Origin of the sequence: Leifsonia sp. 71-9, from assembly GCF_001898805.1 — a bacterium.
Lineage (GTDB): Bacteria > Actinomycetota > Actinomycetes > Actinomycetales > Microbacteriaceae > Leifsonia.
The window spans coordinates 172,183-192,099 of record NZ_MKVJ01000001.1; the positions used below are offsets into that span (position 1 = coordinate 172,183).

22 protein-coding genes and 1 riboswitch are annotated in these 19,917 nt (G+C 72.4%); of the genes, 18 read left to right on the top strand and 4 right to left on the bottom strand.

Going from position 1 to position 19,917, the window contains the following annotated elements:
- The first annotated feature begins 32 nt into the window (after positions 1-32).
- From gatC to BGO91_RS00870, 7 genes are all read left to right on the top strand, one after another.
- A complete protein-coding gene (gene gatC / locus BGO91_RS00840; RefSeq protein WP_179702324.1) occupies positions 33-329 on the top strand; it encodes an Asp-tRNA(Asn)/Glu-tRNA(Gln) amidotransferase subunit GatC in 297 nt (98 codons plus the stop codon).
- A gap of 2 nt (positions 330-331) precedes the next feature.
- Complete coding sequence (gene gatA / locus BGO91_RS00845; RefSeq protein WP_290470988.1) at positions 332-1,879, top strand: Asp-tRNA(Asn)/Glu-tRNA(Gln) amidotransferase subunit GatA; 1,548 nt, start codon at positions 332-334, stop codon at positions 1,877-1,879.
- Positions 1,879-3,378: an Asp-tRNA(Asn)/Glu-tRNA(Gln) amidotransferase subunit GatB gene (gatB, locus tag BGO91_RS00850; protein ID WP_290470989.1), complete on the top strand. Its 1,500-nt coding sequence runs from the start codon at positions 1,879-1,881 to the stop codon at positions 3,376-3,378. The genes gatA and gatB overlap by 1 nt, the downstream gene beginning before the upstream one ends.
- 113 nt (positions 3,379-3,491) lie before the next feature.
- Positions 3,492-4,049: a YbaK/EbsC family protein gene (locus tag BGO91_RS00855; protein ID WP_290470990.1), complete on the top strand. Its 558-nt coding sequence runs from the start codon at positions 3,492-3,494 to the stop codon at positions 4,047-4,049.
- Entirely contained in the window at positions 4,046-4,963 is a 918-nt protein-coding gene (locus BGO91_RS00860; RefSeq protein WP_290470991.1) for an oxygenase MpaB family protein, read from the top strand. The genes BGO91_RS00855 and BGO91_RS00860 overlap by 4 nt, the downstream gene beginning before the upstream one ends.
- Positions 4,964-5,043: 80 nt before the next feature.
- The gene (locus BGO91_RS00865) at positions 5,044-6,777 is read left to right on the top strand and encodes an APC family permease (protein ID WP_290470992.1); all 1,734 of its coding nucleotides are present in this window, start codon (positions 5,044-5,046) and stop codon (positions 6,775-6,777) included.
- A 53-nt stretch (positions 6,778-6,830) separates the two neighbouring features.
- Positions 6,831-7,265 (top strand): PaaI family thioesterase, encoded by a 435-nt coding sequence (locus BGO91_RS00870; RefSeq protein WP_290471146.1) that lies wholly within the window; start codon positions 6,831-6,833, stop codon positions 7,263-7,265.
- Between the two features lie 27 nt (positions 7,266-7,292).
- On the opposite strand, the gene BGO91_RS00875 is transcribed toward BGO91_RS00870, so the two are convergent.
- Both BGO91_RS00875 and BGO91_RS00880 read right to left on the bottom strand, forming a co-directional pair.
- Positions 7,293-8,978, bottom strand: coding sequence for a long-chain-fatty-acid--CoA ligase (locus BGO91_RS00875; RefSeq protein WP_290470993.1), 1,686 nt, complete (start codon positions 8,976-8,978; stop codon positions 7,293-7,295).
- Between the two features lie 10 nt (positions 8,979-8,988).
- The gene (locus BGO91_RS00880; protein ID WP_290470994.1) at positions 8,989-9,654 is read right to left on the bottom strand and encodes an SDR family oxidoreductase; all 666 of its coding nucleotides are present in this window, start codon (positions 9,652-9,654) and stop codon (positions 8,989-8,991) included.
- Between the two features lie 86 nt (positions 9,655-9,740).
- Between BGO91_RS00880 and BGO91_RS00885 the strand changes: the two genes are divergently transcribed.
- The 5 genes from BGO91_RS00885 to BGO91_RS00905 all read left to right on the top strand — a co-directional run bounded on the left by BGO91_RS00885 (position 9,741) and on the right by BGO91_RS00905 (position 12,491).
- Positions 9,741-10,046, top strand: a complete 306-nt coding sequence (locus BGO91_RS00885) for a DUF6412 domain-containing protein (protein WP_290470995.1) — start codon at positions 9,741-9,743, stop codon at positions 10,044-10,046.
- 68 nt (positions 10,047-10,114) lie between these two features.
- Positions 10,115-10,888 (top strand): YidC/Oxa1 family membrane protein insertase, encoded by a 774-nt coding sequence (locus tag BGO91_RS00890; RefSeq protein WP_290470996.1) that lies wholly within the window; start codon positions 10,115-10,117, stop codon positions 10,886-10,888.
- 34 nt (positions 10,889-10,922) lie between these two features.
- A complete protein-coding gene (locus BGO91_RS00895) occupies positions 10,923-11,243 on the top strand; it encodes a hypothetical protein (RefSeq protein WP_290470997.1) in 321 nt (106 codons plus the stop codon).
- Position 11,244: 1 nt separating this feature from the next.
- Positions 11,245-11,781, top strand: coding sequence for a DUF1697 domain-containing protein (locus tag BGO91_RS00900; RefSeq protein ID WP_290470998.1), 537 nt, complete (start codon positions 11,245-11,247; stop codon positions 11,779-11,781).
- A gap of 50 nt (positions 11,782-11,831) precedes the next feature.
- The gene (locus tag BGO91_RS00905; RefSeq protein WP_290470999.1) at positions 11,832-12,491 is read left to right on the top strand and encodes a hypothetical protein; all 660 of its coding nucleotides are present in this window, start codon (positions 11,832-11,834) and stop codon (positions 12,489-12,491) included.
- Positions 12,492-12,518: 27 nt separating this feature from the next.
- On the opposite strand, the gene BGO91_RS00910 is transcribed toward BGO91_RS00905, so the two are convergent.
- Entirely contained in the window at positions 12,519-13,523 is a 1,005-nt protein-coding gene (locus BGO91_RS00910) for an aldo/keto reductase family protein (RefSeq protein ID WP_290471000.1), read from the bottom strand.
- Between the two features lie 57 nt (positions 13,524-13,580).
- On the opposite strand from BGO91_RS00910, the gene BGO91_RS00915 reads away from it, so the two are divergent.
- The gene (locus tag BGO91_RS00915; protein ID WP_290471001.1) at positions 13,581-14,855 is read left to right on the top strand and encodes a DNA polymerase IV; all 1,275 of its coding nucleotides are present in this window, start codon (positions 13,581-13,583) and stop codon (positions 14,853-14,855) included.
- A gap of 24 nt (positions 14,856-14,879) precedes the next feature.
- Here BGO91_RS00915 and BGO91_RS00920 read toward each other — a convergent pair whose 3' ends face one another.
- The gene (locus BGO91_RS00920; protein WP_290471002.1) at positions 14,880-15,797 is read right to left on the bottom strand and encodes an endonuclease/exonuclease/phosphatase family protein; all 918 of its coding nucleotides are present in this window, start codon (positions 15,795-15,797) and stop codon (positions 14,880-14,882) included.
- A gap of 105 nt (positions 15,798-15,902) precedes the next feature.
- Between BGO91_RS00920 and BGO91_RS00925 the strand changes: the two genes are divergently transcribed.
- The 5 genes from BGO91_RS00925 to BGO91_RS00945 all read left to right on the top strand — a co-directional run bounded on the left by BGO91_RS00925 (position 15,903) and on the right by BGO91_RS00945 (position 19,908).
- Entirely contained in the window at positions 15,903-16,232 is a 330-nt protein-coding gene (locus BGO91_RS00925) for a spore germination protein GerW family protein (protein ID WP_290471003.1), read from the top strand.
- 14 nt (positions 16,233-16,246) lie between these two features.
- A riboswitch (TPP riboswitch) is annotated at positions 16,247-16,357 on the top strand.
- A 36-nt stretch (positions 16,358-16,393) separates the two neighbouring features.
- Complete coding sequence (locus tag BGO91_RS00930; protein ID WP_290471004.1) at positions 16,394-17,014, top strand: ECF transporter S component; 621 nt, start codon at positions 16,394-16,396, stop codon at positions 17,012-17,014.
- Positions 17,015-17,031: 17 nt separating this feature from the next.
- On the top strand, positions 17,032-18,543 hold the full coding sequence (locus tag BGO91_RS00935) for an ABC transporter ATP-binding protein (protein ID WP_290471005.1): 1,512 nt from the start codon (positions 17,032-17,034) through the stop codon (positions 18,541-18,543).
- Positions 18,540-19,319 (top strand): energy-coupling factor transporter transmembrane protein EcfT, encoded by a 780-nt coding sequence (locus tag BGO91_RS00940; RefSeq protein ID WP_290471006.1) that lies wholly within the window; start codon positions 18,540-18,542, stop codon positions 19,317-19,319. Before BGO91_RS00935 ends, BGO91_RS00940 begins: the two co-directional genes overlap by 4 nt.
- A complete protein-coding gene (locus tag BGO91_RS00945) occupies positions 19,303-19,908 on the top strand; it encodes an ATP-binding protein (protein ID WP_290471007.1) in 606 nt (201 codons plus the stop codon). Before BGO91_RS00940 ends, BGO91_RS00945 begins: the two co-directional genes overlap by 17 nt.
- Positions 19,909-19,917 lie beyond the last annotated feature (9 nt).

Genomic DNA, 19,917 nt, shown 5'->3' on the forward strand with positions numbered 1-19,917 from the left:
GCACCTCAACACACCAGCACCGACGGAGACGTATGTCCGAAATCAGCGCAGAACAGGTCGCGCACCTGGCGAGTCTCGCCAGGATCGACCTCAGCCCGGAAGAGATCGAGAGCCTCACGAGCGAACTCGGCCAGATCGTGGAGTCGGTCGCCAAGGTGCAGCAGGTCGCCGGGCCCGACGTGCCGGCCACCAGCCACCCGCTGCCGCTGACGAACGTCTTCCGGCGCGACGAGGTCGTGCCGTCGCTGACGGTCGACCAGGCGCTCTCGGGCGCCCCCGCACGCGACGGCGACCGCTTCAAGGTCGCCGCCATCCTGGACGAGGAGTGACCATGACGGACCTGACCAGACTCAGCGCCGCCGCCCTGGCCGACCTGCTCGCGGCGGGCGAGGTGTCGTCCGTCGAGGCGACCCGCGCCCACCTCGAGCGCATCGAGGCGGTCGACACCGACGTGCACGCGTACCTGCACGTGGCGGGGGAGAAGGCCCTCCGCACCGCCGCCGAGATCGACGGCCGCCGCGCCGCCGGGGACGCCCTCGGGGCCCTCGCCGGTGTGCCGGTGGCGATCAAGGATGTGCTCGCGACCAACGACATGCCGTCGACCTCCGGATCGAAGATCCTCGAGGGCTGGCTGCCGCCGTACGACGCGACCGTCGTGCGCAAGCTGCGCGAGGCCGACCTCGTCCCGCTCGGCAAGACCAACATGGACGAGTTCGCGATGGGCTCCTCCACCGAGCACTCCGCGTACGGCCCCACCCGCAACCCGTGGGACCTGGAGCGCATCCCCGGCGGCTCCGGCGGCGGTTCGGCCGCGGCCGTGGCGGCCTTCGAGGCGCCGTTCGCGCTCGGGTCCGACACGGGCGGCTCCATCCGCCAGCCCGCCGCCGTGACCGGCTCGGTCGGCGTCAAGCCGACCTACGGCGGCGTGAGCCGGTACGGCGCGATCGCGCTGGCCAGCTCCCTCGACCAGGTCGGCCCCGTCTCGCGCACGGTGCTCGACGCCGGGCTGCTGCACGACGTGATCGCCGGGCACGACCCGCTCGACTCGACCTCGCTCTCCGACACCTGGCCGTCGATGGCCGCCGCCGCCCGCGCCGGGCAGGCCGAGGGCGCCCTGCGCGGCGTCCGCGTCGGCGTCATCAAGGAGATCGCCGGAGAGGGCTTCCAGGCCGGCGTGAAGCAGCGCTTCGACGAGGCGGTGGCCCTCCTCGAGAGCGCCGGCGCCGAGGTCGTCGAGGTCAGCGCCCCGAGCTTCGAGTACGCCGTCGCCGCCTACTACCTGATCCTGCCGGCCGAGGCGTCCAGCAACCTGGCGCGCTTCGACTCCGTGCGCTTCGGCCTCCGCGTCGACCCGCAGGACGGCCCGGTCACGGTCGAGCGCGTCATGGCCTCCACCCGCGACGCCGGCTTCGGCCCCGAGGTGAAGCGCCGCATCATCCTCGGCACCTACGCGCTGAGCGCCGGCTACTACGACGCCTACTACGGCAGCGCGCAGAAGGTCCGCACGCTCATCCAGCGCGACTTCTCCGCCGCGTTCGAGAAGGTGGACGTGCTGGTCAGCCCGAGCGCGCCGACCACGGCGTTCAAGCTGGGCGAGAAGCTCGCCGACCCGATGGCGATGTACCTCAACGACATCACCACCATCCCGGCGAACCTCGCCGGTGTGCCCGGGATGGGCCTGCCGATCGGCCTCGCGCCGGAGGACGGCCTCCCCGTCGGCATGCAGCTGATGGCGCCGGCCCGTGCCGACGCCCGGCTCTACACGATCGGCGCCGCCCTCGAGCGGCTGCTGGAGGAGAAGTGGGGTCGCACCCTGCTGAGCCAGGCCCCTGACCTGGCCGCCACCGAGATGTTCGCGAGCGAAGAGGGAGCCGTCTGATGGCCGGTGCGGAACTGATGGACTTCGACAAGGCCCTGGAGCTGTTCGAGCCGGTGCTCGGCTTCGAGGTGCACGTCGAGCTCAACACCAAGACGAAGATGTTCTGCGGCTGTGCCAACGAGTTCGGCTCGGGCGCGAACACGAACACCTGCCCGACCTGCCTGGGCCTGCCCGGCGGTCTGCCGCAGGTGAACGAGAAGGCGATCGAGTCCAGCATCCGCCTGGGCCTCGCGCTCGGCTGCGGGATCGCCGAGACGAGCCGCTTCGCCCGGAAGAACTACTTCTACCCGGACACCGCGAAGAACTTCCAGACCTCGCAGTACGACGAGCCGATCGCGCACGACGGCTCGGTCACGATCGAGCTGGAGTCGGGCCGCGAGGTCACCGTGCTCATCGAGCGCGCCCACATGGAGGAGGACGCGGGCAAGCTGACGCACGTCGGCGGCGCCACCGGCCGCATCCAGGGCGCGGACTACTCGCTCGTCGACTACAACCGCGGCGGCGTCCCGCTCGTCGAGATCGTCACGCGGATGATCGAGGGCGCCGAGGCCGACGCGCCGGAGATCGGTCGCACCTACGTGCGGGCGATCCGCGACATCGTCAAGGCGCTGGGCGTGTCCAACGCGCGCATGGAGGAGGGCAACGTCCGCTGCGACGCGAACGTGTCGCTCCGTCCCCGCGGCTCCGGCACGCTGGGCACCCGCACCGAGACGAAGAACGTCAACTCGCTGCGCTCCGTCGAGCGCGCGGTGCGGTACGAGATCCAGCGCCAGGCCGCCATCCTGGCCGCCGGGGGCACGATCACCCAGGAGACCCGCCACTGGCACGAGGACACCGGCACGACCAGCGCCGGCCGCCCGAAGAGCGACGCGGACGACTACCGGTACTTCCCGGAGCCGGACCTGGTGCCCGTGGCCCCGAGCCGCGAGTGGGTCGAGGAGCTGCGGGGCACGCTGCCCGAGCAGCCCTCCCTCCGCCGCAAGCGCCTGGCCGCCGACTGGGGCTTCACCGCTCTGGAGTTCCAGGACGTCGAGAACGCCGATCTGCTCGACGAGGTCGAGGCCACCGTCGCCGCGGGCGCGAACCCGGCCGCCGCGCGCAAGTGGTGGACCGGTGAGATCGCCCGCCTGGCGAACGCGTCGAACGTCCCCGCCGGCACGCTGGTGAGCCCGGCGCACGTCGCCGAGCTGGCCGGGCTGGTCGAGGCAGGCACGCTCACCGACCGCCTCGCCCGCCAGGTGCTGGAGGGCGTCGTCGCCGGCGAGGGCCGCCCGCAGGAGGTCGTGGACGCCCGCGGCCTCGCGGTCGTCTCGGACGACGGCGCGCTCATCGCCGCGATCGATGAGGCGCTGGCCGCCCAGCCGGACGTGCTCGCGAAGATCCGCGACGGCAAGGTGCAGGCCGCCGGCGCCGTCATCGGCGCGGTCATGAAGGCGATGAAGGGCCAGGCCGACGCCGCACGCGTGCGCGAGCTCGTCCTGGAGCGCGCCGCGCAGTAGCGCCCCCATCGAGTGGTCGAGACACGCCGTGCGAGCATCCGCTCGCACGGCGTGTCTCGTCAGGTGGATGCTCTCGCGTGGACACTCCCAGCCTCGCGCGGCAGAGTAGACGCATGGGCGTCTTCACTCTCGGCGGGCTGACCTCGGCTCCCGCCTCCTCTCGCACCGACCTGCTCGCTCCGGCCGCGCTCGACACGCTGACCGCGCTCGGCTGGCTGGACGACGTCGGCGTGGTCGAGATCGACCCCGACGTCTCCGACACCGCTGCGACGCGCGAGGAGTTCGGCCTGGATGCCGCGACCCTCGCCAACTGCGTCGTCGTCGGCGGCAAGCGCGAGGGCGTCGAGCGGATCGCGGCGTGCGTCGTGCTCTCGACGACCCGCGCCGACGTCAACGGCACCGTCAAGCGGCTGCTGGATGTGCGCAAGGCGTCGTTCCTCCCGATGGACCGCGCGGTCGAGCTGACCGGGATGGAGTACGGCGGCATCACGCCGATCGGCCTGCCCGACGGATGGCCGGTCCTCGTCGACTCCCGCGTCGAGCAGGCGGAGGTCGTGATCGTGGGCTCCGGAGTGCGCCGGTCGAAGATCCTCGTGCCCGGCCGCCTCCTCGCCGCCCTGCCGGACGCGCAGGTCATCGACGGCCTCGGGCTGGAGATCCCCTCGGCATGAGCGGACTCCTCCAGCCGGTGCGCTCGCGCCTGATCGAGACGCTCGCGGGCCGTTCCGACGCGGTCCCGGAGTGGATCGTCGAGCTCGAACGCGGCGACGACGAGGGCTACTTCGGTCCCGGCAGCGCCGCGTGGGTCGTGCACGGCGGGATGCCGACGCTCGTCGCGGGCATCCGCGCGCTCCTGCTGCAGGCGCTGCACCCCGGCGCCCTGGCCGGGGTGCGGGAGTTCTCCCGCTACCGGGAGGATCCGCTCGGCCGCCTCGCCGGGACGATCCGCTGGATCCACACCGTCACCTACGGCAGCACCGAGCAGGCCGTCGCGAGCTCCGCGATGGTCCGCTCGCTGCACAAGCGGGTGGCGGGCACGTTCGTGGACGGCCACGGCGTCACGCGTCCGTACTCGGCCAACGATCCCGAGCTCGCCTCCTGGGTCCACCTGGCGTTCACGGACGCCTTCCTGACGGCACACGAGCGCTGGGGCGCCCCCATCCCGGGCGGGTCGGACGGGTACGTGGGCGAGTGGACGCGTGCCGCCCGCCTGATGGGGGTGGAGGATGCTCCCACGACCGCCGCCGAGCTGCGTGCCGCGATCGACGCGGTCACCGACGCGGGCGAGCTGCGGGGAGGCCCCGAGGTCGAGGAGATCGTCCGCTTCATCCGCCGACCCCCGCTGCGCCGGATGCTGCGCCCGTCGTATCGCGTGCTGTTCCGCGCGGCCGTCTCGACCCTCGAGCCGCGGCATCGGGCGATGCTCGGGTTCCGCGAGCGGGCCGGCGACCGCTTCATCCCCATCGATCGCGCCACGGCGGCCGTGCTGGGCGGTGCCGGCGCACTGCTCGGGCCGATTCCCCAGGCCGAGCTCTCGGCCCGCAGCCGGTTGAGCAGACTGTCAGAAGAGCGCGGTCGCGCATAGCGGCTCATCCGGGCCGATCGGCGTTACGCTGAGTCCTGCGCCCGCCCATAGATGAGCGGACCTCAGCTGTGGAGGTGCACATGACCGCGACCGTTCCATCCAAACCGGACGACGTCGAGTCCAAGGGCCTGAAAGACGGCGCACTCGGACTGGTGTCCAGCGTCGTCGTCGGCGTCGCGTCCACCGCCCCGGCCTACAGCCTCGCGGCGAGCCTGGGGTTCATCGTGGTCGGCGGCACGCTCGCCGCCGGCGTGAAGGCGCCGGGCATCGTGCTCCTGGCCTTCATCCCGATGTACCTGATCGCGGTGGCCTACCAGGAGCTGAACAAGGCGGAGCCGGACTGCGGCACCACCTTCACCTGGGCGACCCGGGCGTTCGGGCCGATCACCGGGTGGATGGGCGGCTGGGGGATCATCGTCGCCGACGTGATCGTGATGGCCAACCTGGCGCAGATCGCCGGGTCGTACTCGTTCACCTTCGTCGGCAGCTTCGGCCTGCCCGCCGTCTCGGCGCTGGCGAGCAACGTCGTGGCCACGACCATCGCCGGCCTGCTCTGGATCGCGATCATGACCTGGATCTGCTATCGCGGCATCGAGATCTCGGCGCGGCTGCAGTACGTGCTGCTGTCGTTCGAGGTGCTCATCCTCATCTTCTTCGCGGTGTTCGCGCTGGTGAAGGTGTACACGGGCAACGCCGAGCCGTACTCGCTGATCCCGCAGTGGGACTGGTTCAACCCGTTCACGCTCGACTTCGCGAAGACGATCGCTCCCGCGATGCTGACCGCGATCTTCATCTACTGGGGCTGGGACACCGCGGTCTCGATCAACGAGGAGACCAAGGACCCGGGCAAGACCCCGGGCCGCGCGGCCATCATCAGCACCCTCCTGCTGCTCGCCACGTACGCCGTCGTCACGGTCGCGACCGTCGCGTTCGCGGGCGTCGGCGACAAGGGCATCGGCCTCGCGAACCCGGCCAACTCCGGCGACGTGTTCTCGGCGATCGGGCCGACGCTGTTCGGCGGGGGGATCCTCGGGTCGATCCTGATGGCGCTGCTCGGCTTCTCGATCCTGACCTCCGCGTCGGCGTCGACCCAGACGACCATCCTCCCGACCGCCCGCACCGCGCTCTCCATGGCGGCGTACAAGGCGATCCCGACGCAGTTCGCCCGCATCCACCCGCGCTTCCTGACGCCGACCTGGGCGACCATCGGCATGGGGATCGTCTCGGCGGTGTTCTACCTGATCTTCACGTTCATCAGCCCGGTGCTGCTGAACGCCCTGATCGGCTCGATCGGCCTGATGATCGCGTTCTACTACGGCCTCACCGGGTTCGCCTGCGTGTGGTTCTACCGGAGGACGCTCTTCACCTCGTTCCGGCACGTGATCATGCGCGGCGTGTTCCCGTTCCTGGGCGGCGTGATGCTGCTGGGCGTGTTCGTGTACGGCCTGATCAGCTTCGCGGCCCCCGACTGGCTGACCGACGAGAACGGCAAGAACGTGACGATCTTCGGGATCGGCGCCGAAGCGGTGGTGGGCGTCGGCGGCCTGCTCATCGGCGCGGTCCTGATGGCGATCTGGTGGTGGCGCAAGCCGGACTACTTCCGCGGCAAGACCCTCCCGATGCGCTCGCACGCCCTGGTGCTGGCCCCGGCGGGCGTGCCGACGTTCGGCCTCCCCGACTCCACCCCGGCCCGCACGGTCATCGCGCCCGACCGCTCGAATCTGCCCCCTGGGCAGATCCCGCTGAATGCTGAGACACTGGAGCCGGTCGAGCCGGAGAACGGCTCGACGACCCCGCGAGAGGACGGCACGTGACGGAACGCCAGCGCATCGTCGAATGGGAGGACCCGGCACCGGGAGTGGCGGTGATGCCCACGCTGAGCGGTCTCGACTACCTCCGGGCCATGATCGACGGCGTGCTCCCGCCGCCGCCGATCGCGAGCCTCATGGACATGACCCTGGTGGAGGCCGCGCCCGGCACGGCGACGTTCGTCTGCGAACCCGGCGAATCGCACTACAACCCCATCGGCACCGTCCACGGCGGCCTCGTCTGCACCCTGCTGGATTCGGTCCTCGGCTGCGCGGTGCAGACCACGCTCCCGCAGGGGCAGGGCTACACCTCCATCGAGATCAAGGTGAACTACCTCCGCCCGGTGCTGGCCGATTCCGGCCCGCTCACCTGCGTCGGAACGGTCACCAAGCCCGGCAACCGGGTGGCATTCGCCGACGGGGTCGTGACCGACGCGGCGGGCAAGGTCGTGGCGACCGCGACGGGGTCGTTGCTGGTCTTCCCGATCGGGTGACGCGGGCGGATCCCGCGATCCGAACGTCTACCGCCCCAGCAGCTGGTCCCTCACCTTGCGGCGGATCACCTTGCCGACAATCGAGCGCGGGAGGTCGTCGACCTGCACGACGGTCTTCGGCACCTTGTATGCGGTGAGGGTGTCGCGCGCGTAGGTGCGGATCGCCGCCTCGTCGAACGACGCGCCCGGCTCCATCACGACCGCCGCGACGACCTTCTCGCCGCTGTGGGAGTCGGGGAGGCCCACCACGGCGACGTCCGCGACGCCCTCGAAGGAGCGCAGGGCGTCCTCCACCTCGGTCGGCGCGATGTTGAAGCCGCCGGAGATGATGAGCTCCTTGATCCGGTCGACGATGCGGACGAAGCCGTCCTCGTCCATGGTCGCGATGTCGCCGGTGCGGAACCAGCCGTCGGAGGTGAACACCTTGGCGCTCTCGTCGGGCTTGCGCCAGTATCCCGAGAACACCTGGGGGCCGCGGGCGAGCAGCTCGCCCTCCTCGCCGAACGCGCGGTCGGTGTCGGGATCCTCCGGGTCCACGACGCGCAGCTCGGTGCTGGAGAGGGGGAGGCCGACGGTGCCGGCCTTGCGCCCCTCGCTGACCGGGTTGGCCATCAGCACGGGGGAGCACTCCGAGAGGCCGTACCCCTCGACGAGGTAGCCTCCGGTCCGCTCCTCCCAGCCGCCGACGATGTCCTGCGGCAGGCTCATCGCGCCCGAGATGGCGATGCTGATCCCGTGCAGCGAGACCTTCCGCTTGTCGGCGGCCTGCACGAGGCGGTCGTAGATCGGCGGGACGGCGGGCAGGAACGTCGCGGGTCGCTTCTTCACGACGTCGAGCACCAGGTCCGGGTCGAACTTGGGGAAGAGCACGAGGCGCGCGCCCATGCTCATCGCGAAGGTGAGGCAGAGGGTGAGGCCGTAGGCGTGGAACAGCGGCAGCACCGCGTAGACGACCGAGGTGCCGCGCTCGACCGAGGGAACCCAGGCGCGGGACTGCGCGGCGTTGACCGTCAGGTTGGCATGCGACAGCATCGCCCCCTTCGGCAGGCCGGTCGTGCCGCTGGTGTACTGGATGAGCGCGAGGTCGTCCGCCTGCGGCCGGGGTGAGGAGGCCTTGAGCTTGCGGCCGGAGACGAGCTGCTCCCACGTCACGGTCCCGGAGACCTTCGTGGTGAGCGCCTCGCGCGCCTCCCGTGCCTTGCGGATGGGCACGCGGAGCGCGAAGCGCTTGCCCGCCGGCATGGCCGTGGTGAGGTCGACGGAGATCACGGTGGTCACCCCGAGGTCGGCCGGGAGGTCCTGCACGGTCGCGGCGACCTTGTCCCAGACGATGGCGACGGTCGCGCCGTGGTCCTCGAACTGGTGGCGCAGCTCGCGCGGTGTGTAAAGCGGATTGTGCTCGATCACGACCGCGCCGAGCCGCAGCGCGGCGTAGAACGCGACGACGTGCTGCGGGCAGTTGGGCAGTACCAGCGCCACCCGGTCACCCTTGCGGACGCCGCGCTTGCGCAGCCCCTCGGCGGCGCGGGCGATCTGATCGCCCAACTCGGCGTAGGTGGTCGTCGCGCCGAAGAACTCCAGCGCCACATGGCTGCCGTAGGTCGCGACGGACTCGTCGATCAGGTGGGCGAGGGAGCCGGTGGGAGTGTCGACGTCGGCCGGGACGCCCGGTGCGTAACTCGCGACCCAGGGGCGTTCGCTGTAGATGCTCACGCCGGCAAGCCTACGCGGGCGTCACCAGCGCCCGCACGGCCTCCGCGATGGGTGTGTCGCCCGAGACGGCCTCCCACGTCTTGCCGATGGTGCCGGGCTCGTCGAGGCAGGCCGCGATCAGCCGGGCGACGTCCTCGCGCGGGATGCTGCCGCGCTCGACGGACTCGCCGAGGGTGACCAGGCCGGTGCCGTCGTCGAACGTGAGCGCACCGGGACGCAGGATGGTCCAGTCCAGGCCGGACTGCCGCAGGGCGGTGTCCGCATCGCGCTTGGCGTCGACGTAAGCGCGCCAATCGGGCTCGGCGTCCTCGGCCACGGGGGAGTCGACGCCCCAGGCCGAGACCTGCACGAACCGGCGCACGCCGGCCTTCACCGCCGCCTCGGCGGATTTGACCGAGCCGCCGTAGTCGACCGTCCGCTTGCGTTCCACACCGGAGCCTCCGCCGGCGCCGGCCGTGAAGACGACCGCGTCGCAGCCGGAGATCGCCGCGGCGAGCTCGTCGGCGGTCGCGGACTCGATGTCGACCAGCACCCCTTCACCACCCAGACGGTAGACGTCCTCCGCGTGATCGTCGTTGCGGACGATCCCGACGAAGTCGTCTCCCTGGTCGTAGAGCACCCGCATGAGCTGCTGGGCGACTTTTCCGTGGGCACCGACGATCGCTACTCGAGACATGACTCCATCTTGCTCCCTTCCGGGCGGCGTGCGCTCCTGGCGAACGCGCACACACTTCCGGCGCGGACTTTGTTAGCGTCGGCACCATGTCGGCCGTCCTGGAGCTCCTCGCGCATCTCGTCGCGTCCGCTCTGGGCACGGCCTGGAACGCGAGCTCGCCCGGCGGCACCATCGCCGTCGCGGGTGTGGCGGGCGCCATCGGCCTCGTGGCCGTCGTCTCCGCGGCCTCCCTCCGCTCGGTCGCCGCGCTCGCGGCGTCGCTGCGCGAGCGGGCCGTCTGGTCGCGCCCCGCCGAGCCGCCCGTCGACCGGCTGACCGAGAGCCAGTCGCATCCCGACACCGACGGCCGCCCGCGCCCGCGAGCGCCGGGATCCCTCCTGCCGGCCGTGTAGCCGGGGCGTGTCGCCCCTGCCAGCGGCCAGACGACTCCTCGTCCGTCCGACAGCAGGGAAACACACTCATGGACCTCTTCTCCTGGCCGCCCGTCGCGGCCCTCCTCGACGCGGCCTACCGCCTCGTCACCGGCCTCTCCGCGGCCGCCGAGCCCATCGCGGGCACCGCGGCCGGCGTCGTCGCGGTCGTCGTCCTCACGATGCTCGTGCGCGCCCTCCTCCTCCCCGTCGGCGTCAGCCAGGTGCGCGCCGAGTACACCCGGCGCCGGCTCGCGCCGCAGATCGCCGCCCTCCAGAAGAAGCACGGCGCGAACCGCGAGAAGCTCGCCGAGGCCACGATGGAGCTCTACCGCAGCGAGCGCACGTCGCCGTTCGCCGGGATGCTGCCGCTGCTCGTGCAGATCCCGGTCATCTCGCTCGTCTACGCCGTGTTCACCCACCCGATGATCGCCGGGCACGCGAACGAGCTGCTGGGCGAACGCGCGTTCGGCGCACCGCTCGGCACGAGCTTCGTCGGGCTGACCGGCGCGGGTCCGGTGTGGCCGGCGATCGCGGTCTACCTGGGCGTCCTCCTCCTGATCGCCGTCGTCACGACCGTGTCCAGGAGGGTGCTGGCACTGCCGCAGGCCGAGGGGAGCGCCTCCCCGACGGGGATGGTGCGTGCGCTGTCCTTCCTGCCCTACGTGACCGTGGTCTTCGCGGCTTTCGTGCCTCTCGCCGCGGCGGTGTACATCCTGACCTCCACGACCTGGACGGTGGCGGAGCGCTGGCTCCTCCGCCGCCTGCTCGATCCTGCCCGAAAGGGCCCCGCGGGCACGGCGAGGCCATCGCCCTCGCACTGAGGCGATCGACGGGCGGTGATGGGATGCTTGTCGCATGTGGAGACGCAAGACGAGTCCTGATGCCGAGAGCACCCGGGGTGCGGACGCGGCCGCCGGGTCGCTGGGGGTCGGCGTGCAGGTGTACGTCCGCGAGAGCGAACCGCCCGCGGGCGACGACTGGGTCGGCGAGCCGACCGGCGTGATCGTGGCGCCGGGGGAGCGCAGCCTGCGCAGCGTGTCGCTCCCGAGCGACCGCCTCACCACCTGGGTCGTCGCGTTCGCCGAGCCGCAGTACCGCCGCGACGGCCGCGGTCCGGCCGAGACCGCGACGGTCCCCGCCTCCCGGCTGGTGGCCGCCGAGCCCGTGGAGGACTGACGTGCTCGGCGTCGGGCTGGTGCGCGGGATCAACGTGGGCGCCTCGACGCGGGTCGCGAAGGGCGACCTGGTGGCGGCGTTCGAGGACGCGGGGCTCCGCGACGTGGTGACGCTCCTCCAGAGCGGCAACGCCGTGTTCGCGGCCGGCGAGGAGCCCACCGGGACCACGGCGGCCGCGGTCGAGGCCGCGCTGCAGTCCCGCTCGGGCGTGGCCGCCCGGGTCCTGCTGCTGACGGAGAAGCGGTTCCGCGCCGTCGCCGCGGCGAATCCGCTGGTCGGGATCGGCGACGACGACTCGCGTCTGGTGGTGACCTTCCTCGATCACGACATCCCCGGCTCGGTGCAGCTGCCCGACGACGACGACACCGCCCCCGAGATCATCCGGGCCGGTGAGCGCGCCCTCTACCAGTGGTGCCCGCTCGGCGTGTCGAAGTCGGTCGTTCCCGTCGCGTTCTGGCGGGCGGTCGGGCCGGTCGCGACGGGGCGCAATCAGCGCACGGTGACGCGCCTCCTGGCCGAGCTGGATCGTCGCCGCTGAGACGCACGCCAGCACTGTTCCGGCGAGCCGCGCGAACCTACAATTGCGGCATGTTCGTCGAGGGCACGCTTCGATGGCAGGTCACCGAGGACTGTCCGTGGGACCTGCTGATGGCGCTCGCCGTGCGCGACCTCGCCGGTCTCGGCGCGGCTGGCGAGCCGGCGCTGCCTCGCCTGGCTCCCGCGCTCGCGCCCGTCGTCACGGCGAACACGGGAGCGCACCCGGTCGTGCCCTCGTCCGCCGGGCGTAGGAGTCGCACCGACACGGGCACGGGGGAGGGCGGCTCCCTCGCCGATCAGTGGCGGGCCTGGTTCGACGTGGCCGTCGACCGCGAGCGTCGCCCCCTCGGCGGGATGCTGCATCCACCGCACTTCGAGGTCTTCGACCGCGCGATCGAGCTGCAGGACGTGGTGATCGAGCACTACGAGGTCGCCGCGAGCTGGGCGCACGAGCGCCACGCCGAGTACGTGCAGGCCAGCCTCCTGAACCACGCCCGCCGGGCCGCCGACATCGTCGACGTCGTGCGCGAGCGCGAGTACGAGCTGCGCCGCCAGGCGGGCTACTTCCGCCTCGACCTCGACGTGCTGCCGCTGTCGAGCCCCGGCGCCTGGATCGTCGGCCCGCACACGGTCGTCGTCAGCGCGAGCCTGCGCGACGACTCTCCGGCCTTCCGCGACTGGTTCCGCCCGCTGGTGTCCGCTCTCGTCTGAGCGCGGACACCAGCGGGCGGCGGTGGATCAGGCCGGGCGCTTCGCCGGCGAGATGGTCTGCGCCGGGTCGGTCTCGGCGACGTCGCCGACGGCCTCGTCGATGCGCGCGAGCACGTCGTCGCTGAGACGGATGCCCGCGGCGGCGGCGTTCGAGGCGACCTGCTCGGGACGCGAGGCCCCGACGATCGCGCCGGCCACGTTCGGGTTCTGCAGCACCCACGCGACGGCGAGCTGCGCCATCGTGATGCCGAGCTCGTCGGCGATCGGGCGCAGCCCCTGGACGGCGGTGAGGACGTCGTCGCGCAGGAAGCTCTTGATGGCGTTGGCGCCGCCCTTCTCGTCCGCGGCGCGGCTGCCCGCCGGCGGCTGCTCACCCGGCGCGTACTTGCCGGTGAGCACGCCCTGGGCGACGGGCGACCAGACGATCTGCGAGATCCCGAGCTCGGCGGACGCGGGCACGACCTCCTTCTCGATCACACGCCACAGCATCGAGTACTGCGGCTGGTTCGAGATGAGCTGGAAGCCGAGCTCCTTCGACAGGGCGTGCCCGGCGCGCAGTTGCTCGGCGTTCCACTCGCTGACGCCGATGTAGAGCGCCTTGCCCGCGCGGACGACGTCGGCGAACGCCTGCATCGTCTCCTCCAGGGGCGTCTCGTAGTCGAAGCGGTGCGCCTGGTAGAGGTCGACGTAGTCGGTGCCCAGCCGTTCGAGGGAGCCGTCGATCGACTCGAAGATGTGCTTGCGCGAGAGGCCGACATCGTTGTGCCCCTTGGGGCCGGTCGGCCAGTAGACCTTGGTGAAGATCTCGATCGACGCGCGGCGCTCGCCCGCGAGGGCGTCGCCCAGGACCTTCTCGGCGGCCGTGTTGGCGTACGCGTCGGCGGTGTCGAAGGTCGTGATCCCGGCGTCGAGGGCGGCCTGCACGCTGCGCGCGGCGATGTCGTTCTCGACCTGGGAGGCGTGGGTCAGCCAGTTGCCGTAGATGATCTCCGAGATCTTGAGCCCGGAGTTGCCGAGGTATCTGAATTCCATGCGGTTCACGCTACTCGTCGCGGACCGGTGTCGGCGGACGGTGGCATGCTGGAGGGTGTGGGACGTGCGGACGGCAGCGATCGGCGGGTGACGACCGCGGACGTCGACGACTCCGCGGCCACGGTGCTGCACGTCGACATGGACGCGTTCTTCGCCTCGGTGGAGCTGCTCGACCGGCCCGACGCCCGCGGCAAGCCGGCGATCGTCGGCCACGCGGGAGGCCGCGGGGTGGTGACCAGTGCGACGTACGAGGCGCGGCGGTTCGGCGTCCGGAGCGCGATGCCCATGGCGCAGGCCCTCCGCCTGTGCCCGACGGCGATCATCCTGCCCCCGCACTACGAGAAGTACACCGAGTACTCCGCCCGGGTGATGGAGATCTTCCACGAGGTGACCCCGCTGGTGGAGCCGCTGAGCATCGACGAGGCCTTCCTCGACGTCGCAGGCGCGCGGCGCCTCCTCGGCTCGCCACGGCGGATCGCCGAGCTGATCCGCGCGCGCGTCGTGGAGGAGACGGGCCTCACCTGCTCGGTCGGCGCCGCCGGGACCAAGTTCATGGCGAAGCTGGCCTCCGGGCGCGCGAAGCCCGACGGCCTCCTCGTCATCCCGCCGTCGGACACCATCGCCTACCTGCGCCCGCTCCCCGTCGGCGCGCTCTGGGGCGTCGGCGCGAGCACGCAGGCGTCGCTGGAGCGCATGGGGATGCGCACCGTCGCCGATCTGGCGGACGCCCCGATCGCCGTGCTGCAGCGCGCCGTGGGGGATGCGGGCGCCCGCCGCCTCCACGACCTCGCCAACGGCCGCGACACCCGCCGCGTCGTCACGGAGTCCCGCGAGAAGAGCGTCGGCCACGAGAACACCTTCGGCGTGGACGTCGACGACCTGGACACCCTCCGCCGCGAACTGCTGCGCCTCTCCGGCCGCGTGGGGGAGCGCCTGCGCAAACACGCCCTCGAGGGCCGCACGGTCGCGATCAAGGTGCGCTTCTCGGACTTCCGCACCATCACGCGGTCCCGCACGCTCGCCGAGCCGACCAACGTCGGCCGCCGCCTCTTCGAGGAGGCCTGGCAGATCTTCGAGGCGCTCGAGCTCGACGTGCGCCAGACCCCCATCAGGCTCATCGGCATCCGGGCCGAGCAGCTGCTCGACGCCGGCGGCGACGCCCTCGCCCTCTGGGACCCGGACGAGGAGTGGCGCGAGACCGAACGCGCCCTCGACGCGGTGAGCGCACGCTTCGGCCGCGGCACGATCGGCCCTGCCTCCCTCGTGAAACGCGCCCGCGAGGCCGACGACGAGTCGAAGGACGGGCGCAACCCGCGCTGGGTCAGCGACTGACGGCGCGGGGCGACGGGCGGCGGTTCACCGCAGCCCCACCTCGATGCCGCGGTGGTCGCTCCCGTTGGCCGGCAGCACGGTGCTGCTCACCGTGGAGAGGCCGCGGACGAGCGCGTGGTCCAGGCGGGCGGCGGGGAAGGCGGAGGGCCAGGTGAAGCCGAGGCCGAGTTCGCTGTCCGCCTTCTCGCCGAGTTCCGCGAAGAGCGGCGCCAGGGTCCGGTCGGTGGTCGCGGTGTTGAAGTCGCCGACGACGAGCAGGCGGGCGGCGTCGTCGGCGGCGACCGTGCTCGTCAGCTCCTTCATCATCTCGTCGCGCGCGGCGCTCTCGCCAGGGCGCACGGAGGCCAGGTGGACGGCGTAGACCCGCGTCGTGCCGCCGGGGGTGTCGACGTCGACGCTCAGGGCGCGGTCCCAGCCGAGGCCGAGGTCGAGCCGCTGCTCGTCGTGGATCGGATGGGTGCTCCAGAGGCCGACGGTGCCGACGATGGCGCTGTACGGATAGTCGGCGTCGAGCGCATCGGACACCGCGTCCCGCGAGGTCTGGTCGAGCTCCTGCAGCGCGATCAGATCGGGGTCGCGCGCGGCGAGCTCGCGGGCGATCTCGGCGGCGTGGGGATTGCCGGCCCGCAGGTTCTCGCTGACGACGGTGAAGGCCGGCGCCCCGACCGTCGCCGCGGGCAGCAATGCCGCGCCGAAGAGCGACCACCAGACCGCCGCGGCGGCGGCGACCCCGAGACCCGCGAACAGCGAGAGCCGGAAGAGTGCGGAGAGCGCGAGCAGGGCGATGAGGGCGAAGGCCCAGGGGAGGAACGACTCCACGAGGGAGGCAGCCCCACCGAGATCCGGCAGCATCCCGTGCCAGAGCAGGAAGGCCGCGACCGCCAACGCCGCGATCCCGGTCAGCACCCCTCGGGGGCGGCGGCGGGATCGGCTGACTGGCACCCGATCGATTATTCCGGGCCTCTCGCTGAGAACCCGCCGCGAACGCCGGGAGGAGCCTGGCAACCGCCCTGGTCATGCTGGGAGTGCGGCGGGTACGGTGAAGGCATGACCAACATCTCGCTCAAGCTCGCCGAGACCATCAGCTCGTCCGGCATCAAATCCGTCTACGGCGAGCCGGTCGTCATCGACGGCACGACCATCGTCCCCGTGGCCGCCGTGCAGTTCGGCTTCGGCGCCGGCACCGGCTCCGACAGCGAGGACGGTCCCGGCGGCGCCGGCGGCGGTGGCGTGTCCATCCCGTTCGGCGCCTACGTCAGCGACGCCGACGGTGTGCGCTTCCGCCCGAACCTGATCACGCTGCTCGCCGTCGGCATCCCGTTCCTGTGGGTGGCGGGACACGCGTGGTCGCGCGTCATCCGCGCCCTGAAGAAGTGATGTCGCACTAGACTGGTCGCGAACACGGGAGTCCGGTGAGCCGGGCTGAGAGGAAGCTTCTCCAAGCTTCGACCGTCGAACCTGATCTGGATCATGCCAGCGCAGGGAGGCCATCTCACAATCCCGTGCCCTCTTTTCCATTGAGCGAAAGGGCACGAACAGTGCACGCAACCATCACCCCGTCCGCGACGCGCCCGGCGCGCGTCCTCCGCTGGCGTGTCGTCGACATCGTCGTCGCCAGCGTCGTCGCCGTCGCCGCCGGCGTCGTCTTCTGGGTCTGGGGACAGGTCCAGAACCCGATCTCCGGCCCGGTCAGCGCCGTGCTGCCCGGCTTCCAGGGGCTGCTCAACGGCCCCTGGCTGTTCGCGGGAGTGCTCACGGCGCTCATTGTCCGCAAGCCCGGCGCCGCCCTCTACGGCGAGCTCGTCGCCGCGATCGTCTCGGCGCTGATCGGCACCCAGTGGGGCTTCGCGACGCTGCTCTCGGGCGTCGTGCAGGGCCTCGGCGCGGAGATCGTCTTCGCGCTCTTCCTCTACGCCAACTGGAAGATCGTCCCGGCGATCCTCGCGGGAGCGGGCGCCGGGCTCGGCGAATCGATCCTCGACCTCCTCTACTGGTATCCGGGAGCCAAGCCGGAGTTCGCGGCCGTCTACACGATCACCACGACCGTCTCGGGCGCTTTGGTCGCGGGACTGCTCTCGTGGCTGCTGGTGCGCGCCCTCGCACGGACCGGGGCGCTGAGCCGGTTCGCGGCCGGGCGCGAGGCGACGGGGCGGGTCTGACCATCGCTCACGATCCCGTGACCCAGGGACCGCCGGTCCCGGCCGCCGTTCGGGTCGGCGGCTGGGGCTGGCGCTACTCCGGACGGGCGGCCTGGGCCGTCCGCGACCTCACCCTGAGCATCGAGCCCGGGGAACGGGTGCTGCTGCTCGGCGCGTCGGGGGCGGGCAAATCCACCGTCCTCGCCGGCCTGGCGGGTGTGCTCGGCGGAGACGACGACGGCGAGACGAAGGGGGCGCTCGCGGTCGGCGGACGCCCTCCGGCCGACGCCCGCGGCACGGCCGGACTGCTGCTGCAGGACCCGGACGCCCAGGTGATCCTCGCGCGCGTCGGCGACGACGTGGCGTTCGCGTGCGAGAACCTCGGCGTGCCGCGCGACGAGATCTGGCCGCGGGTGCGCGCCGCGCTCGACGCGGTCGGGCTCGACGTGCCGCTCGACCATCCCACCGCACACCTCTCCGGCGGGCAGAAGCAACGGCTCGCGCTCGCGGGGCTGCTCGCGATGCGGCCGGGGCTGCTGCTGCTGGACGAGCCCACGGCCAACCTCGACCCCGCCGGAGTGCAGGAGGTGCGGGATGCGGTCGCCGCCGCCCTCGCCGTCTCCGGCGCGACGCTGGTCGTCGTCGAGCACCGCGTCGCGGTGTGGCGCGACCTCGTCGACCGCGTGATCGTGCTCGCCGCCGACGGCGGTGTGCTCGCGGACGGCCATCCGGACACCGTGCTCGCCGACGCGTCGAGCACGCTGCGCTCGGCGGGCGTCTGGCTGCCGGACGAGACGGTGCCCGCGCCGGAGGCCGTCACCCCCGGCGCCGCGCTGCTGACCGCCCGGGACCTCGCGTTCGGCCGCGGTCCGGCGGTCGCGCGTCGCCGGCGGCGATCCGCTCGTCGCACGCCCATCGGCAGCGCGCTTCCGGAGCGCGTGTCCCTCGACCTCGCCGAAGGCTCCGCCCTCGCGCTGACCGGTCGCAACGGCGCCGGCAAATCCACGCTCGCGCTGGCCCTCGGCGGGCTGCTGCCGGTGCTCGGCGGAACGCTCCGCGCCGAAGCCGCCCTCGCCGGCGACGCGGATCCGCATCCGGAGGCGTGGCGCTCGCGCGAGTTGCTCACCCGGATCGGCAGCGTGTTCCAGAACCCGGAGCACCAGCTCGTCGCCTCCCGCGTCCGCGACGAGCTCGCGGCCGGTCCGCGGGCCCTCGGACTCCCCGAGGCCGAGATCGCCGCCCGCGTCGACGACCTCCTGGACCGCCTCGCCCTCTCGGCCGTCGCCGACGCGAACCCCTTCACCCTGTCCGGCGGCCAGAAGCGGCGTCTCTCGGTGGGGACGGCGCTCGCCACGCGGCCGCGGATGCTCGTGCTGGATGAGCCCACCTTCGGGCAGGACGCGAACACCTGGCGCGGGATGGTGCGCACGATCGCCGAGCTGCGCGCCGCGGGACACGCGATCGTCACCGCCACGCACGACGCCGAGTTCGTGACGGCCATCGGTGCGATCACCCTCGAACTCGGCGCGGGACGGGAGGTGGCGGCATGACCATGCTCGAACCCGTACGCTCCGGTCCGCTGGCGACGCTCAACCCGGTCGCCAAGCTCGGCGCCGCGCTCATCGTCACCGTGGTGCTCCTCGTCTCGATCGATCCCGTGTCGGCGGCGGTCGCGCTCGCCCTCGAGCTCGTGCTGGTCGCCTTCTCGGGCATCCCGGCGCGGACCCTCGTCGTCCGCACCGCGCCGATCTGGATCGCGGCGCCGCTGGCCGGTCTCACGACCGCGCTCTACGGGCGCGCGTCCGGCACGGTCTACCTGCAGTGGTGGGCGGTGGAAGTCAGCGACGGGTCGCTGCAGCTCGGGCTGGCGACGATGCTCCGCATCCTGGCCATCGGCCTCCCCGCGGTGCTGCTGTTCATCACCATCGACCCCACCGACCTCGCCGACGGCCTCGCCCAGCTCCTCCGCCTCCCCGCGCGCTTCGTGCTCGGCGGCCTCGCGGGGCTGCGCCTGGTCGGACTCTTCGCCGAGGACTGGCGGGCGCTGACGCTGGCGCGCCGTGCGCGCGGCATCGCCGAGAGCGGGGCGCTGCGCCGGATGCTCGGACAGTCCTTCGCGCTCTTCGTGCTCTCCATCCGCCGGGGCAGCAAGCTCGCGACGGCGATGGAGGCGCGCGGCTTCGGTTCGCCCACGCCGCGGACGTGGGCGCGGCCGTCGGTGTTCCGCAGGCGCGACTGGGCCGCCCTCGGTGTCGCCGCCCTGGTCGCCGCCGTCGCGGTCACGGTCGCCGTCGTCGTGGGGAGCTGGAATGTCCTGGGCCGCTGACCGCGCGCGGCTCGCCGACGTCGTGCGTGCCGCCGTCGCGAACGCGCACGACCACGCGCCGGTCGTGCTGATCGACGGGCCGAGCGGCGCGGGCAAGAGCTCGCTGGCTGACGACCTCCTGAGCGCCTGGCCGGCGGAGGGGACGCCGCGCCTGGTGCGCATGGACGACCTCTACCCGGGCTGGGACGGCCTCGACGCCGGCAGCACGGCGCTCGGGCGGGAACTGTTGGAGCCGCTGCGCCGCACCGGCTCCGGGCGCTGGCGGCGGTGGGACTGGGCGCAGAACCGGCCGGCGGACTGGGTGGAGGTGCACGGCCGCGAGCCCGTGATCGTCGAGGGATGCGGCACGCTCGCGCGCGCGAACGTCGCCGCGGCCGACCTCGCGCTGTGGCTCGACGCCGACGACACCCTCCGTAAACGCCGCGCCCTCGACCGCGACGGCGCGACCTTCGCGCAGAACTGGGACCGCTGGCAGGCCGAGTTCGACGCGTACCTCCTGCGCGAGCGGCCGCGCGCCGCGGCCTCCCTCCGGCTCGACGTCACCGACTGGCCGCTCGGCCCGGCCCGTGTGCGTCACGCGGGGGACTAACGTTGAGCC